This is a genomic window from Arthrobacter sp. 754 (genome assembly GCF_040548695.1).
Lineage (GTDB): Bacteria > Actinomycetota > Actinomycetes > Actinomycetales > Micrococcaceae > Arthrobacter.
In genome coordinates this window covers 85,742-99,702 of record NZ_JBEPSC010000004.1, presented here as the reverse complement: position 1 = coordinate 99,702, position 13,961 = coordinate 85,742, and the positions used below count along the sequence as shown (strand labels likewise).

General features: G+C 67.3%; 10 protein-coding genes and 1 tRNA gene. 4 read left to right on the top strand and 7 right to left on the bottom strand.

Features of this window, described 5'->3' with window-relative positions; genetic code table 11:
* Positions 1–17: 17 nt before the first annotated feature.
* The 4 genes from ABIA70_RS12535 to ABIA70_RS12520 all read right to left on the bottom strand — a co-directional run bounded on the left by ABIA70_RS12535 (position 18) and on the right by ABIA70_RS12520 (position 8,171).
* Positions 18–932 carry an Fpg/Nei family DNA glycosylase gene (locus tag ABIA70_RS12535; protein WP_354147894.1) on the bottom strand — a complete coding sequence of 305 codons (915 nt, stop codon included), beginning with the start codon at positions 930–932 and terminating at the stop codon, positions 18–20.
* Positions 925–5,991 (bottom strand): DNA glycosylase AlkZ-like family protein, encoded by a 5,067-nt coding sequence (locus ABIA70_RS12530; RefSeq protein ID WP_502917210.1) that lies wholly within the window; start codon positions 5,989–5,991, stop codon positions 925–927. The genes ABIA70_RS12535 and ABIA70_RS12530 overlap by 8 nt, the downstream gene beginning before the upstream one ends.
* Before the next feature lie 168 nt (positions 5,992–6,159).
* On the bottom strand, positions 6,160–7,758 hold the full coding sequence (locus tag ABIA70_RS12525) for an FAD-dependent oxidoreductase (protein WP_354147892.1): 1,599 nt from the start codon (positions 7,756–7,758) through the stop codon (positions 6,160–6,162).
* 62 nt (positions 7,759–7,820) lie between these two features.
* Complete coding sequence (locus ABIA70_RS12520) at positions 7,821–8,171, bottom strand: DUF4232 domain-containing protein (protein ID WP_354147891.1); 351 nt, start codon at positions 8,169–8,171, stop codon at positions 7,821–7,823.
* On the opposite strand from ABIA70_RS12520, the gene ABIA70_RS12515 reads away from it, so the two are divergent.
* Positions 8,164–8,487, top strand: coding sequence for a hypothetical protein (locus tag ABIA70_RS12515; RefSeq protein WP_354147890.1), 324 nt, complete (start codon positions 8,164–8,166; stop codon positions 8,485–8,487). The genes ABIA70_RS12520 and ABIA70_RS12515 overlap by 8 nt on opposite strands.
* 111 nt (positions 8,488–8,598) lie before the next feature.
* Here ABIA70_RS12515 and ABIA70_RS12510 read toward each other — a convergent pair whose 3' ends face one another.
* Both ABIA70_RS12510 and ABIA70_RS12505 read right to left on the bottom strand, forming a co-directional pair.
* Positions 8,599–9,333, bottom strand: a complete 735-nt coding sequence (locus ABIA70_RS12510) for a YcnI family copper-binding membrane protein (RefSeq protein ID WP_354147889.1) — start codon at positions 9,331–9,333, stop codon at positions 8,599–8,601.
* An 86-nt stretch (positions 9,334–9,419) separates the two neighbouring features.
* Positions 9,420–10,040 (bottom strand): hypothetical protein, encoded by a 621-nt coding sequence (locus tag ABIA70_RS12505; RefSeq protein WP_354147888.1) that lies wholly within the window; start codon positions 10,038–10,040, stop codon positions 9,420–9,422.
* A gap of 179 nt (positions 10,041–10,219) precedes the next feature.
* Between ABIA70_RS12505 and ABIA70_RS12500 the strand changes: the two genes are divergently transcribed.
* On the top strand, positions 10,220–10,564 hold the full coding sequence (locus tag ABIA70_RS12500) for a hypothetical protein (RefSeq protein ID WP_354147887.1): 345 nt from the start codon (positions 10,220–10,222) through the stop codon (positions 10,562–10,564).
* A gap of 106 nt (positions 10,565–10,670) precedes the next feature.
* Here ABIA70_RS12500 and ABIA70_RS12495 read toward each other — a convergent pair.
* Positions 10,671–10,760, bottom strand: a tRNA-Ser gene (locus ABIA70_RS12495).
* 230 nt (positions 10,761–10,990) lie between these two features.
* Here ABIA70_RS12495 and ABIA70_RS12490 point away from each other — a divergent pair.
* Both ABIA70_RS12490 and ABIA70_RS12485 read left to right on the top strand, forming a co-directional pair.
* Positions 10,991–12,544: an HNH endonuclease signature motif containing protein gene (locus tag ABIA70_RS12490; RefSeq protein WP_354147886.1), complete on the top strand. Its 1,554-nt coding sequence runs from the start codon at positions 10,991–10,993 to the stop codon at positions 12,542–12,544.
* A gap of 257 nt (positions 12,545–12,801) precedes the next feature.
* Positions 12,802–13,959 carry a zinc-dependent alcohol dehydrogenase gene (locus ABIA70_RS12485; protein WP_354147885.1) on the top strand — a complete coding sequence of 386 codons (1,158 nt, stop codon included), beginning with the start codon at positions 12,802–12,804 and terminating at the stop codon, positions 13,957–13,959.
* Positions 13,960–13,961 lie beyond the last annotated feature (2 nt).

Sequence of the window (13,961 nt, the reverse complement as noted above, 5' to 3'; positions counted from 1 at the left end):
ATCAGGTTTCTTCGGCGTCAGGGCAGGACAGGCTGGCACTGGGGGCAGAAGTAGATGTCTCGCTCCTCCTCGCCATTGGGCTTGCCCAGCAAGCCGCGGCGGATAGGCGTCCCGCATTTCAGGCAGGGCTGGTGCTCGCGGCGGTAGACCCAATAACCTGGCCGGCCTGCCATCCTTCCCACCGGCATCCCGCGGGGGTTCAGGATGGTGACCCGACGCCCGGGGCCCAGGTTGGCTTCCAGGAGCTGCTTGGCATCCGTCATCAGGGTCTGGAGATCGACGACTGCGGAAACGGGCGACGCCGGGTGGATGCCGGAGAGGAAGCAGGCCTCGCAGCGGTAGATGTTGCCGATGCCCGCAAGGTTGCGCTGGTCAAGCAAAGCCACCCCCACAGGGACATCCGGCGCGGACAGTATCCGTCGCCCGGCTTCGGCCGGATCCCAGTCCGGACCGAGCAGATCAGGCCCCAGGTGTCCCACGATTTTGTCCTCATCCGCGGTGCGGACCACTTCGACAATTCCCAGCGAAAAGCCGACGGCGTCCGCCACCGCAGTGCGCAGTACGCACCGTGCGGTGAATCCCGGCTTCCGCCAGCGCCCGCCCGGTGGATAGACCTGCCACGCGCCCTCCATTTTCAGGTGCGAGTGGATGGTGAGCTTCTGGTCGTCCTGACGTGACCCGCCTGACCCGCTTGGCCCGTCTGACCCGCCTGACCCGCCTGCCATGCCCGGCCCTCCCGGACGTTGCCGGCCCGGACCCTGAACGCGCATCAGCAGGTGTTTGCCGCGCGGCACCACCTCGTTGACTGTCCAGCCGGCCAGGTTGAGGGTGGCGAACCGGGGAACACGGAAGTCGGACGCGATGAGCTGCTGTCCCGCCAGGGCCTGGTGCAGCTGGTTCGCGGCCCGCCATACGGAGTCTCCCTCAGGCACGGATCCTCAGTCCTTTCGGCGTGGAGTAGGCGCCCGCTGCTGCCAGCGCCGCGGCCACCGGGGTGTCCAGGATGCCGTGCCCGTTGACCTTTTCCATGATCAGTTTGTCGATGGCCCCGCGGGTGACCACACTCACCAGCGCTGCGCCCGCGGCCGACAAAACTGCTTCGTCCTCGCTGAAGGCGAGCAGGGTTTTTCCGCCTCGTTCCACGTACAGGATCAGGGCGCCGTCGACGAGAACCACCAGTGCCCCTGCTTTCCGCCCGGGCCGGTGACCGGTGCCGGCCTCCACGTTGAGGGCAGGCCAGGGCAACGCCGCACCATACGGGTTGGCAGGATCTGTTGCGGCAAGGGCCAGCGCCACAGGTTCGGACTTCGCCAGCTGCGTGTCCTCCGCGTACGACCTGAGCCGGTCCACCGTTGCCGGAACCGCAAACTGGGCGGCCCCGAGGTGCTCGATGAAATACCCGCGACGGCACCGGCCCGCCTCCTCCAGCCGGGCCAGAACCTTGTACATCAGGCCAAAGCCGCCAAGAATCTGCTCTGCCATCACCGACCCGCGTGTCACCACGCCGTAGCGGTCCAGCAGCAGTTCAGCAGTGGCACGTGCGTGGATGGTGGCGTCCAGTTCCGGCAGTGGCAGGGCCGACCAGCGGCCTGCGGCCAGCGGGGGAGTGGCCGCGGCCCCGGAAGCCGAACCGTACCTGCCGCTGCCAAATCCCGAAGAGCCCAGGCCGGATGCCCCGAGCAGGCCGGTGCCATGTGAGCGGCCCAGCCGGCTCAAGCGGGGGGCGCGCGCCCGGGGTGCCCGCGCCACTTGGCGGTGGGCGGTGTGGCCGCCGGCGATGAGCGCGCGGACCGGCGCGAATGTATCGCCGGTGATGCGGCCGGCCCAAGCCAGGTCCCAGAGCGCGGTCACCACGTCCTGGTCGCTGAGTACCGTGTCCATACCGCCTGCCACGTCCGTCAGCTGGCGGAAAAAGTAGCCGCCGCCGTTGTTGCGGAGGTGGTCGAGAAGCCGCAGCTGCGCGTCTCCGGGCTCATATTCGATGGCTGGATTCAGGGTAAGCTCGGCGGAATCGGCCAGATGGAGGCTGACCCAGCCGTCGTTGCCGGCCAGCGCGCCCGCACCGGACCAGAGCACTTCGCCGGCAGCCATCAGCTCATCGAGCATTGCGGGCTGGTAGTTGGAAACCCGGCTCGCCAGGACCAGCGGCTCCCAGGCCGAAGCGGGCACCGGGACGCCGGACAACTGGTCGATCGCCGTGACAATCCCGTCCAGCCCGCGCAGTGATGGCTGCCCGCGTCCGCCGCCCGGAGTGCGGACGTGCTGCCAGGCCGGAAGGAAGCGGCCGTACGCGGCCGCGTCAACGGGCTCCACTTCGGCGCGCAGCGCTGCCAGGGAACGACGGCGCAGCTTGCGGAGGACTTCGGCGTCGCACCACTCACTGGTGGTGGTGCTGGCGGCCGGACGGCCATCGGGGAGGTCCGGCGGCGCCTCCCCTGCCGGCGCCACGGCTTTTTCGAACGCTTGGGTCTGCGGCGCAGCGGCATGGGGCCTGAACTCGCCTTCCACCACACGGCCGTCTGCGGCGAGCCGTTTCAGCGCGGTACCAACGACGGCGACCCCCAGGCCCAGCCGGGCCGCAGCCTCGGCGGCTGTGAAAGGTCCGTGCGTCCGGGCGTACCGCGAGACGAGGTCGCCCAGGGGGTCTGCCACCGGTTCGATGAAGGCAAGCGGAACGCCCATGGGCAGGGGAACGCCAATGGCATCGCGCAGGCGGGCGGCATCCTCGACGGCGGCGTAACGCTCGGCCCCGCCGATGTTGACTTTGATGGCCCGGTTGGCCCGCTGCAGCGCGGTCAGGTGTGAAGCGGCGAGGGCGGTGTCGGCATGCGGTGTTTCGACGTGCTCAACAGTCGGGATTTCGTCCGGCTCATCCACGCCGCCCGGCTCACCCATGCTTGGCTCAATCACCGGCACTTCCACGGCCGAAACCGCCGGAGCAGCCTCAACCGCTGCGGCCGGCTCCAGCCGCGACGCGACCTCTTCCGGGGTGAGCGGACCCAGCAACCGGAGCAGGTCCGCAACGCCTTCCATCCCACGGGCCCGGCGGTCCTGTGCAAGCCGCTGGAGTTCGAGCTCCGTGGCCTCAATGACTTTGGCATCCAGCAACTCGCGGAGCTCAACCCGGCCGAGCAGTTCATTGAGCAGCGTGGAATCCAGGGCCAGGGCAGCGGCCCGGCGCTCGGCCAGGGGTGAGTCGCCTTCGTACAGGAACTGGGCAACGTACCCGAACAGCAGGGACTTCGCGAACGGCGAGGGCTGCTGCGTGGTGGTCTGCACGATCCGCAGTTCCCGGCGTTCCACCGATGCCGCGATGTCCTTCAGGGCGGGAAGATCGTAGACATCCTGGAGGCATTCACGGACCGTCTCCAGCACAATCGGGAACGTGGGATATTTCCGTGCGACGTCGAGCAGCTGGGCGGAGCGCTGGCGCTGCTGCCACAGCGGCTGCCTCTTGCCAGGGGTCTGGCGGGGCAGCAGCAATGCCCGCGCAGCGCATTCCCTGAAGCGGGAGGCAAACAGCGCGCTGCCGCCGACCTCGGCAGTGACAATCTGCTCCAGCTCTTCGGGATCAAACAGGAAAAGCTCCGCGCCGGGGGGCTCGTCCTCCATCATGGGGACGCGAAGGACAATGCCGTCGTCGGCGGCCATGGCGGAACCGTCCATGCCGTACCGCTGGTGCAGGCGCTGCCCGACGGCCAGGGCCCAGGGAGCGTGGACGGGCATCCCGAACGGGCTGTGCAAAATCACCCGCCAGTCACCAAGCTCATCGTGGAACCGCTCCACGATGAGCGTGGTGTCGCTGGGCACCACCTCGGTGGCGAGCTTCTGCTCCGTCAGGTACTGGATCAGGTTGTTCGCTGCGAAGTCGTCCAGACCGCTGGCCTTGCAGCGCTCAATGGCAGGGCCGACGTCGGACGCTGCCAGTTCGCGCACGAAGGCGCCCAATGCGCGGCCCAGGTCCACCGGCCGGCCCAGCGAGTCGCCTTTCCAGAAGGGCAGTTTGCCCGGCTGGCCGAAGGCAGGGGAGACCAGGACGCGGTCGTGGGTGATGTCCTCGATCTTCCAGCTGGTGGCGCCGAGGGCGAAGATGTCGCCCACACGGGACTCGTAGACCATCTCCTCGTCGAGCTCGCCCACCCGCCGGCCGCCTTTCGCCGGAGAAGCTGCAGGTTTCCCGTCCGAGCCCGGTGTACCGGAACCCTCCACCTCGGTGCCGATGATGTACACGCCGAACAGGCCGCGGTCCGGGATGGTGCCGCCGGAGGTCACGGCCAGCCGCTGGGCGCCGGGCCGGCCTTCGATGGTGCCGGCGTTGCGGTCCCAGATGATGCGCGGGCGCAGTTCCGCGAATTCGTCGGAAGGATAGCGCCCGGCCAAAAGGTCAAGGGTAGCTTCGAATGCAGAACGGGGGAGGGACGCGAAAGGCGCTGACCGCCGGACGGTGGCGAACCATTCCTCCACGTCGATACTGCCCAGCGCAGTGGCCGCGACGGTCTGCTGCGCGAGGATGTCCAGCGGATTCGCGGGTACAAAGAGCCGCTCGATCTTTCCCTCGAGCATCCGCTCCACGGTGATGGCGGTGTGTACCAGGTCTGCCCGGTGCTTCGGAAACAGCACACCCTGGGAGATCTCGCCCACCTGGTGCCCGGCACGGCCCACCCGCTGCAGCCCGCTGGCCACCGACGGCGGGGACTCGACCTGAACCACCAGGTCCACGGCGCCCATGTCGATCCCGAGTTCCAGCGATGAGGTAGCCACAACGCAACGCAGGCGCCCGGACTTCAGGTCATCCTCAATAAGGGCGCGCTGGTCCTTGGAAACCGAGCCGTGGTGCGCACGCGCAAGTAGCGGGTCAGCCCCTGCTGTGCTGCCGGCCTGTGCCATCATATGGGCGGGCGTTGCTGTGGACGTTGCGACGCCGGGCGGCAGCCCCGGTTCTACGCCAACGGCGGGATCCCAGCCGCCACCGACGGCGACCAGTTGCCGCTCGGCGTAGATTTCGTTAAGCCGGGCGGTGAGCCGCTCGGCCAGCCTGCGTGAGTTGGCGAAGACGATGGTGGACTGGTTGGCCAGCACCAGATCAACGATCTTCTCCTCCACATGGGGCCAGATGGAGGCCTGCGGCTGCAGCCCGGACGCGGGTCCGGAGTCGAACGCGCCGGCGGCAGCGGGCAGGTCCGACATGTCCTCCACAGGCACTGACACGGTGAGGTCCCAGTTTTTGCGGGAGGGCGGGGCCACGATTTCCACGGGTGCGGAGCCGGCCAGGAACTGTGCCACCAGCTCACGCGGTTCCACGGTGGCGGAGAGCCCGATCCGCTGGGCGGGCTTGGGAAGCAGTGCGTCCAGCCGTTCCAGCGAGACCGCCAGGTGGGCGCCGCGTTTGGTGCCCGCGACGGCGTGGACCTCGTCGACGATGATGGTGTCCACCTCCGTCAGCGTTTCCCGGGCCCGGGAGGTGAGCATCAGGAACAGCGACTCCGGGGTGGTGATCAGGATGTCCGGCGGGTTGCTGAGCAGCGAGCGGCGGTCCGCCGTCGTCGTGTCACCGGATCTGACCCCCACTGTGATCAGCGGTGCGGGCATTTCGAGCCGCTTGGCCGTTTGGGTGATGCCGATCAGCGGGGCGCGCAGGTTCCGTTCCACGTCCACGCCGAGGGCCTTCAGCGGGGAGATATAGAGGACCCGAGTTTTGCGTTTGGGGGGCCGAGGACGCCTTCCCTTGCCGGTCCCTTTGGACCCAGCGGCAGACCCGCTGACAGGGGCAGCCTCGATACCTGGCAACTCCGGATCCGCAGCGGGCACGGCAACCAGCAGCCGGTCCAGTGCCCACAAAAAGGCGGCGAGCGTCTTGCCGGAACCGGTGGGCGCCACCACCAGGGCATGTGAACCGTGCGAGATGGCGTCCCAGGCACCCTCCTGCGCCGGCGTGGGCTCCGAAAAGGCGCCGAGGAACCACTCCCGGGTTGGCCGGCTGAAACGGCCCATGGGAGTCCCCGGACCGGAGACGCGGCCGGATGCCGGTACTGCCCCCGTCCCGGTTTCCGCTGCCTGGTCCTCCTGCATGCCTCCATCATGCCCTAACCCTCCGACAGGAATGCCGGCGCCGTCAGATGCCTGGGGATTGGGATCCATTTCGGCTGGCTTTGCCGCCGCTCAAGCGGTGTCTGTACCGGTGCTGTTCGCTCCGGCGCCCGTCATCCCGGGGGTGTCAGCCCGGGGGAGGTCCTTGGTTGCCGGGCCCTCGAGGAGCTTTCCTTCGCTGCTGAAACGTGAACCGTGCAGCGGACAGTCCCAGCTCTTCTCGCTGTCGTTCCAGTGCACGATTCCACCCAAGTGGGTGCACACAGCCGAAAGGCGGCACACGGTTTCGCCGACTGTGGAGACCGCCACGGGATGGATACCGTCCCGGTACACCCGGCCCTCGCCGTCGGCCGGTGCCGTTCCGGAGGCCGCTGCAGAAGCCGAGGCAGTCGGGGCAGGGGCAGTGGCAGCGCCACCTGTTCTGGTCCGCCCCTCTGCCGCGACATGTCCCCACCCTGTGGCAAGCTTCGCAGCCACCCCGGCATTGAGGGCGACGGCGGAAAGGGCTCCTGCGGGCGACGTGACGCGGTGGTGGATGGTGTCAGCCCAGGGCAGCTGCCCGCCCAGGATGTCCGAGGCGATATCCACGGCTGCGGCCACCCCGTTGGTCATCCCCCACTTGTTGTAGCCGGTGCCGAAGTAGATATGTCCCCGGCCCCGGGGCAGCTTGCCGAAGAACGGCATCAGGTTGGTGGCCTGATAGTCCTGGGCGGACCACGTGTGGGTGGTCATGGCCCCGGGATAGTGCCGGCCCGCCCACTCCAGCAGACCGGCCAGATGCGCCTTCTCCGATGTCGCCCGGCCCACGGGGTGGCCGTGGCCGCCCACAAGGAGCAGCCTGCGGCCGTCCCGCTCGTAGTCGCGGAGGGAGTGCGTGGGCTTTTCAACGGAGATGTAGATGCCGGGCGGGGGAGACTGGCCCTCAGGAAGTTCCAGTGCAGCGGCGTAGGAACGGTTCGGCTTCAGCTTGGCAAAGTAAAGCCCCCGGTCGAGGACCGGGGTGCCTGTGGCCAGGACAACCTGGTTGGCCGTAACAGTGCCCTGGTCCGTGTGGATGGTGGCCGGACGGCTGCCGGAAACGTCACGCAGCCGGACGCCGCTGACAATTGTGCCGCCGTGCTCGCGGACATCGGCCACGAGGTTGTCCAGGACGTCCATCGGATTGATCTGCGCCTGGTCGGGCAGCCGCAGCGCACCATGGACGGGAAACGGCAGGCCCGTGTCACGGAGGTACTCGACGTCGAGTCCTGCTGCGTTTGCGGCTGCCTGTTCGTCCCGGAGCATTGCCGTGCCCTGCGCAGACGCCGCATAGGTGAAGGCATCGCGGCGCTGATAGGGCACGTTGTGTTCGTCGAGGTAACGGAGCAGCCAGGCCTGCCCCTCCCGGTTCGCCTCCACATAAGCGTGGACCTGCTTCTTTGAATACTGTTTGGCCAGGGCGGAGAGCACAGTCCCCTGCAGCAGGGTGACCTTGGCCGTGGTGTTCCCCGTGGTGACAGCACCCGGATATCTGGCCTCGAGGACCAGTACGCGTTGACCCGACCGGGCCAGCAGGAGCGCGGTGACCAGCCCGGTCAGCCCGGCCCCGGCCACCACCGTGTCGTAGCTGCTGCCAGCTTCGAACGGGTCAGAACTGAATGATTGCCCGCGGTCCAGCCAAAGGGAGGTCATGGAAGATAAGTGTACTTATCATCCGCGGTCACGCCCAGAGGCTGGTGGCCAGACCCGCAACCTTATGCGGGCTGGAAGGCCCCGATGCTCAGGAGGGCGATGTTCGCGTTGCTGCAGGCATTGACGGGCTGGGGCAGGAAAAGTGACGCCGTATCTTCCGGCGGGTAGATGCGGTAGCCGGCGGCGGCCACCATGGTGCAGTCACTGTAGTTGCCCGCCTGCGTGTAGCGGAGCACTGCGGTTCCGGTCTGGCCAGGCGCGAGCAGGACGTCCGCCACAGGGTTTGTCTCGTCGCGCGTTGCCGGGGCACCGATCGGTTCGCCGTCGGCGTTGGCGGTCAGCGATACGCCCGGGAAACCCTTCAGGAGGCATGGTGCCGTGCCGGTATTGGTGAGGTTCAGCTTCATGTACACGCTGCCGGCCGCTCCGCCGCCGGACGCATCCGTGGCACCTGAGAGCGTGGCCGCTTTGCAGAGCGCGGTACTGCCCGGTGCGGTGGTTCCGGGGGTTTCGGGGGTGGAGGACGACGGCGACGGCGCCGCCGACGCGCTCGCGGACGCGCTGGAGGTCGCCGGTGAAGGGGACGGGCTGGTGGAGTTGCTGCCGGACGTCGGCGTCCCTTGCGGCTGCGCCTGGCTCGGTCCGCAGGCGCTGAGCATCAGCACCGCCGCAGCGGCCGCCGTCGTAAGAACAAACACCTGTGACATTCCCTGGGACTTCATGGCATAACCATTGCGGCCTGTGTGGCTGGAGTCAACGATGCCACGGCACCGCGCGCGGATTTGATGCCCGGATCGTGATCATCCGGGCATCAGATCCCAGTTCGCTAATGGGCAGCCGCTACTTGGCAGTTGCCTCCCGGCGCCTTGATCCACTGCGGGCCAATGCGGCCCCGCCCAGTGCGAGGCCACCAAGTCCGGCCGCGAGTCCCGCCCAGCTGCGGACATCTGCGCCGCTGTCGGTCGCTGCCGCCTGCGCGGTGGTGTGCGCCGCCGTTTCCGTTGCCGCTCCGTGGCCGTCCGTGCCTGCTGCAGCGGTGACTGTGACGGACGGCGCAGGAGCCTTCAGGGAGTGCGCGTCCTGGCCGTCCGTAGCGATTTCCGACCAGTCAGTCTGACCCGTTTCGCAGGTCTGCAGGGTGGGGAAATACAGCGTCGAGCCGGCGGCGTCAGGCAGTTTGACGGACAGCACCAGAGCATCCCGCAGTTCGTGGTCCAGCGGTGTCCTTGCTGTGTAGACGATCTGGCTGGTGCGTTTGGTGATGGACGTCCCGTCCGCCAGTTTCCTGGGCTCGGCGAGCTGTTCGGTAACCTTTTCCACCGTCCAGTTCGGGTTCACCGTTGGCTGGGCGTCGTTGAGTTCGGCCGGCAGCGTGATGGCCACCCTGGTGGTGCCTGAATCCCCGCAGCCGTGGGGGATGCCGAACGTCAGCAGGGCATAGGAGTTCGCTCCCGTCTTGTCAGGTGTGACGCCTACATGGGCGGAGGCGCCCGCTGCGGCGGTGAGGATCATGACGGCGGCGGCGCCGGTCGCTGCTGCCGCGGTGAGGGTGCGGCGAAGGAAGGTCGTGTTCATGGGTGTGCCTTTCGGACGCACGCCGGAAAGGGGCGTGCGGAAGTACGGATTTGTCGCCCGTCGGCAGTGAAATCAGGCGGGGCAGGTCAGGGAAGCACGACGGCGGATGGCGGGCCGCGCCGGCTGTCGGGCCTGAGGTTCCGCCAGGGACGGAACGGGAAAACCGTCGGTGGGCCGGGCACCGACGGCGCCGGACCGGCGTCGGGCGTTACCGCTGCCGGTAACTGGGCCAAGGGCCTTAGCCACGCGGCGAGGGCCCACAGGGCGTCCTCCCCTTTGGCGAGGAGCAGGGCGCACGCGGCCGTGGCCACGATGTGCGCCACGAGCATCACGATTCCGGTGGGGGACTCCTGGCCGTGCAGGTGTGCCGCGGTTTCGAGGGCAGGGGCGGCTGGGCCGGAAAGGTGGTGGGTGCCGGCTGCCGCGGCCCCGTTCGCCAAGGCAGGAGCGCTGAAGGCGGTGAAGACTTCATGGAGCGCAAACTGGCCGGCTCCGAGCAGGGCAGCCATCGCGGGGATATTGAGTTTCAGGCGGGTGGCCGCGGTTGCCGTCAGCCCTGTCAGCGCCAGCACAGCCAGCAGGATCGGCGCGGCTGGAAGGTCTCCGCCGCCAAATACGTGCGCACCTGCGGCGAGGGTCAGGATGCCTGTGGACACTGCGGCAGCGCGGAGGAAATGGAAGGGAGCCCGGCCATGGTGCGTCCGCACGGGTCCTCCCTCGTTTTTTCAGTGTGTCTGTTTGCTGCCGCCGGGGCGGCGCGACCCTCAAATTCTACTGCGCGTAGTAGGACCGATGTACTGGGACTGTGTAGTGGGCCCTATGTACCGGAACTGGGGTCGCGGCTAGACTGCTGGCGTAAGTCGCCAACAACCTCAGGGAGCACACAATGAACTACTCAGGGACTGGCAACGAGAAGGCAACGCCGGCCAGCGAACTCAACCGCACTCACATCGGGCACACAGTCAGTTTTGAGCCCGATGAGTTCACTTTGGTGTTCGGGAAGATCGCAGCCGTTGCGCGCAAAGAAGGTGGCGTGACCATCGCACTCCAAGGGGTGCAGGGAAGCGGCGGCCTGCAGGCGAGCTACAGCATTCCTGGAAGCCAGCAGGTCTACCTGCAGCCGGACATGCTTACGAACACTGAATCCACCATTAAGGACCTCTTCGGCAAGGTGCAGGAAAACCTGCGCGGCACCAGCCACAAGGGCGAGGATAGGACCGACAAGCTTTAACTGCCTGGCTTTGGCGACTGCCATGCTTTCCGTGAGGCCATAGCAGTCCAGTTAAAGCAAAGGCCCCTGGCGTCCTTCTGTGAAGGACGCCAGGGGCCTCGCTATTTGGCGGTGACGGTGGGATTTGAACCCACGTTGGCTTTGACACCAAACAACATTTCGAGTGTTGCACCTTCGGCCGCTCGGACACGTCACCAACCTGAATAGGTTACCGGAGCATGCCGCGCATCCCCAAAACGGCAGGTGACCGGGCTATGCAGGAACAGGATATTTACCGGCTTGCCTGTGTCGCTCGGCTCGGATCCGGAACTGCCGAGGGCTGAGTTCCCTTGCAAGGGGTCGCGACGGCTGCCAGGTGCCGCCGAGTTATCCACATAGGCCTTTGTCCACGCCGTTTTTGTCGGTGCCCCGCAGCATGATGGGGGTATGGAAAGCACGACGGCGGACGAGGTTCTGGAGCGAATCATGGCGCCCGCCGCTGCCGCTGTAGCTGCGAGCATCGGTGGCGCCGCCGGCGATAACGAGGCTCAGGCCAAAGTACTTTTCCCGTCGGATCCCATGCGCCTGCGGAAGGATCTTTGCCTGGACCGTCTGGCGGAGATTGCACGTCGCGAGGCACGGACGGCGGCTGAGAAGGTCCGGGTCCTTGCGGACTTGGTCGAGGTCTGTGCAGCGTCGGACCCACCGGGGCAGTCGCCGCAGGAGGCCACCGCGCAGGAGATGGCGTTGGTTGCCGAGGTCGCGTGTGCACTTACCATCGGTGAGCGGACCGCCGGGGCCCTGCTGGCTGAATCCCAGGCCCTGACCACTGTCCTGCCGTTGACCCTCTCCGCGCTGACGGACGGCTCGGTCTCCTGGCAGCACGCCCGGGTCATGGTGGATGAGACCGCCAACCTCGACGCTTCTGCTGCTCAGGCTCTGGAGGCGCACTTCCTGGACCCCAAGGCGGAGAACCCCAACCGGGGCTGCCCGGCCGGGGAGCTGGTCGCCTCCCGGTTCCGGCACAAGGCCAGGATCTGGCGGGAACGCCACCACCCGGTCAGCATCGAAGAACGCCACACCAGAAGTGTTGCGGACCGGCGGCTGGAATACCGGCCGGACCGGGACGGGATGGCCTGGCTCTCGGCGTACCTGCCCGCGGACCAGGCCGCGGGGATCTGGAACCGCACCACCGCCGACGCCCGCGCCTTGCAGGGCCCGGACGAGGACCGGACCATGACCCAGATGCGTGCCGACATCGCCGCGACCCTGCTCCTCTGTGGGGACTCGGACACCCTCGCCGCCGGCTCCGGCGGCACGGGGGAAATGGCCAGCGAGACGGGCGGGGGCGGTTCCACGGGTGGCGGCAAGGAGGGAAGTGCCGCGGGGCGGGTGCCGTCACCCAGGGCGCTGGTCCTGGTCACCGTGCCCCTCATGTCGCTGCTCGGTGCCACGGATGAGCCGGCGATGCTGGATGGGTTCGGGCCGATCCCTGTCACCATGGCACGCAGGCTCATCGCAGACGGCGCCACCTCCTTCCACCGGGTCCTCATCGACCCCAGGGACGGGGCACCGCTGGAGATCGGACGGACCAGCTACCCGGTCACCAAAGCCCAACGCCAATGGCTGCGGATGCGGGACGGAAAATGCCCGTTCCCCGGCTGCCACAACCAATCCCTGGATAACGAAGCAGACCACCTCCTCGCCTGGGCACACGGCGGCACCACCGGAATCACCAACCTCGCCCAGCCCTGCCCAAAACACCACAAGCTCCGGCACACCGGCGGCTGGAACCCCGGCACGGCCACCCAACACGCACCACCAGGCTGGATCTCACCCACCGGCAGACGCTACGCCAGCGAACACCCCGACTGGGAACCACCACAACTACCGGAATACTGGTCAGGAATCCCGCCTGAAGTAGCAACCTTCGTTGATAAAGATTTGCTCGAAGACCCGATTGCTGATGGTCGCCTGCCCGTGGATCACAGCAGTGTCTGATGACGTGTAGCGGTTCGAGCCGCCAGTTCTGTGCTGGCTCTCTGTGCCGGCGTCCGGCCCTTCCTCCCCAATCCGTCGAGCTAAGCGTGGTCTTTGGAGTCCTGACGCGGGAAGACCCTGAGGGAAGACCGTGAGGGAAGGCCCCGGAGGGAGGTCCGTGTGAAGGAGTTCCGCGGGGCGAGGTGCGGGGTCTCGGCGCTCCGTGGGCACCGGTGGCTTTCGCCGTGTCCATCCCTGGGACTAGATTCATAAGCAAGATGACTAATTCAGGCAAAGCAGCTCAGGCAACCGCATATTGGACCACCGGGCCGGAACACGGCGAGCTCCGGTCCGAGTCCCTGCCCATCCCCGGGCCGGGTGAGGCTCTCATCCGTACGCTTTACTCCGGCATCAGCAAGGGCACCGAAATCGTGGTCCACAAAGGTTCGGTTCCGCGACGGGTGGCGGAGGAGATGCGCGCTCCACACCAGGAGGGCAGCTTCCCTTCTCCCGTGAAATTTGGCTACCTGTCCGTCGGCATCGTTGAACAGGGACCAGAAGAGTGGATCGGCCAGAAGGTCTTCTGCCTTAACCCCCATCAGGACCGCTACGTGACCGCTACGAAAGAACTCACCAGGGTTCCCGAGGACGTTCCTGCCCGCCGCGCGGTGCTCACCGGAACCGTTGAAACGGCTGTCAACGCGCTGTGGGAGGCGGGCCCCCGGCTGGGGGACCGGATCGCCGTTGTGGGGGCTGGCCTGGTGGGCGGCATGGTTGCCACGCTCCTGCGCACATTTCCGCTGGCCCGCCTGCAGCTGGTGGACCTTGATCCGGAGCGCGAACACCTGGCGGACATGCTTGGCATCGAATTCGCCAGTCCTGACGACGCCCTGCCCGACTGCGACATCGTGTTCCATTGCTCCGCGTCCCAGGCAGGGCTGGAGCGCAGCCTGCAGCTGACCGGCGACGAGGGTGTTGTCATCGAGATGTCCTGGTACGCCAACCGCGAGGTCACAATACCGCTGGGTGAGGACTTCCACGCCCGCCGCCTGTCCATCCGGGCCAGCCAAGTGGGTGTAGTGGCCAGGGCCAGGCGGCACCGGCGCACCAACGCGGACAGGCTGGATTTGGCGGTGTCGCTCCTGAAGGATCCGGTCTTCGACGCATTCCTCACCGGAGCGTCTCCGTTCATAGAGCTGCCGGAAGTCGTCCAGAAGCTGGCCGACGGAACACTCGAAGCCCTGTGCCACGTGATCGAGTACCCCGACGCTGTCAGTGCCCCAGCCCGGGACGGGAACGCGACCGCCCGGGACGGGAACGCAGCCGCCCTTGGTAACCAAGCCGCGACAGCCCGCGTTGCAAACAAGTCAATCGGCCCCACAGACAAGACAACCGGCCCCACAGACAAGACAACCGACTCCGAAGACAAGAGGTAGCC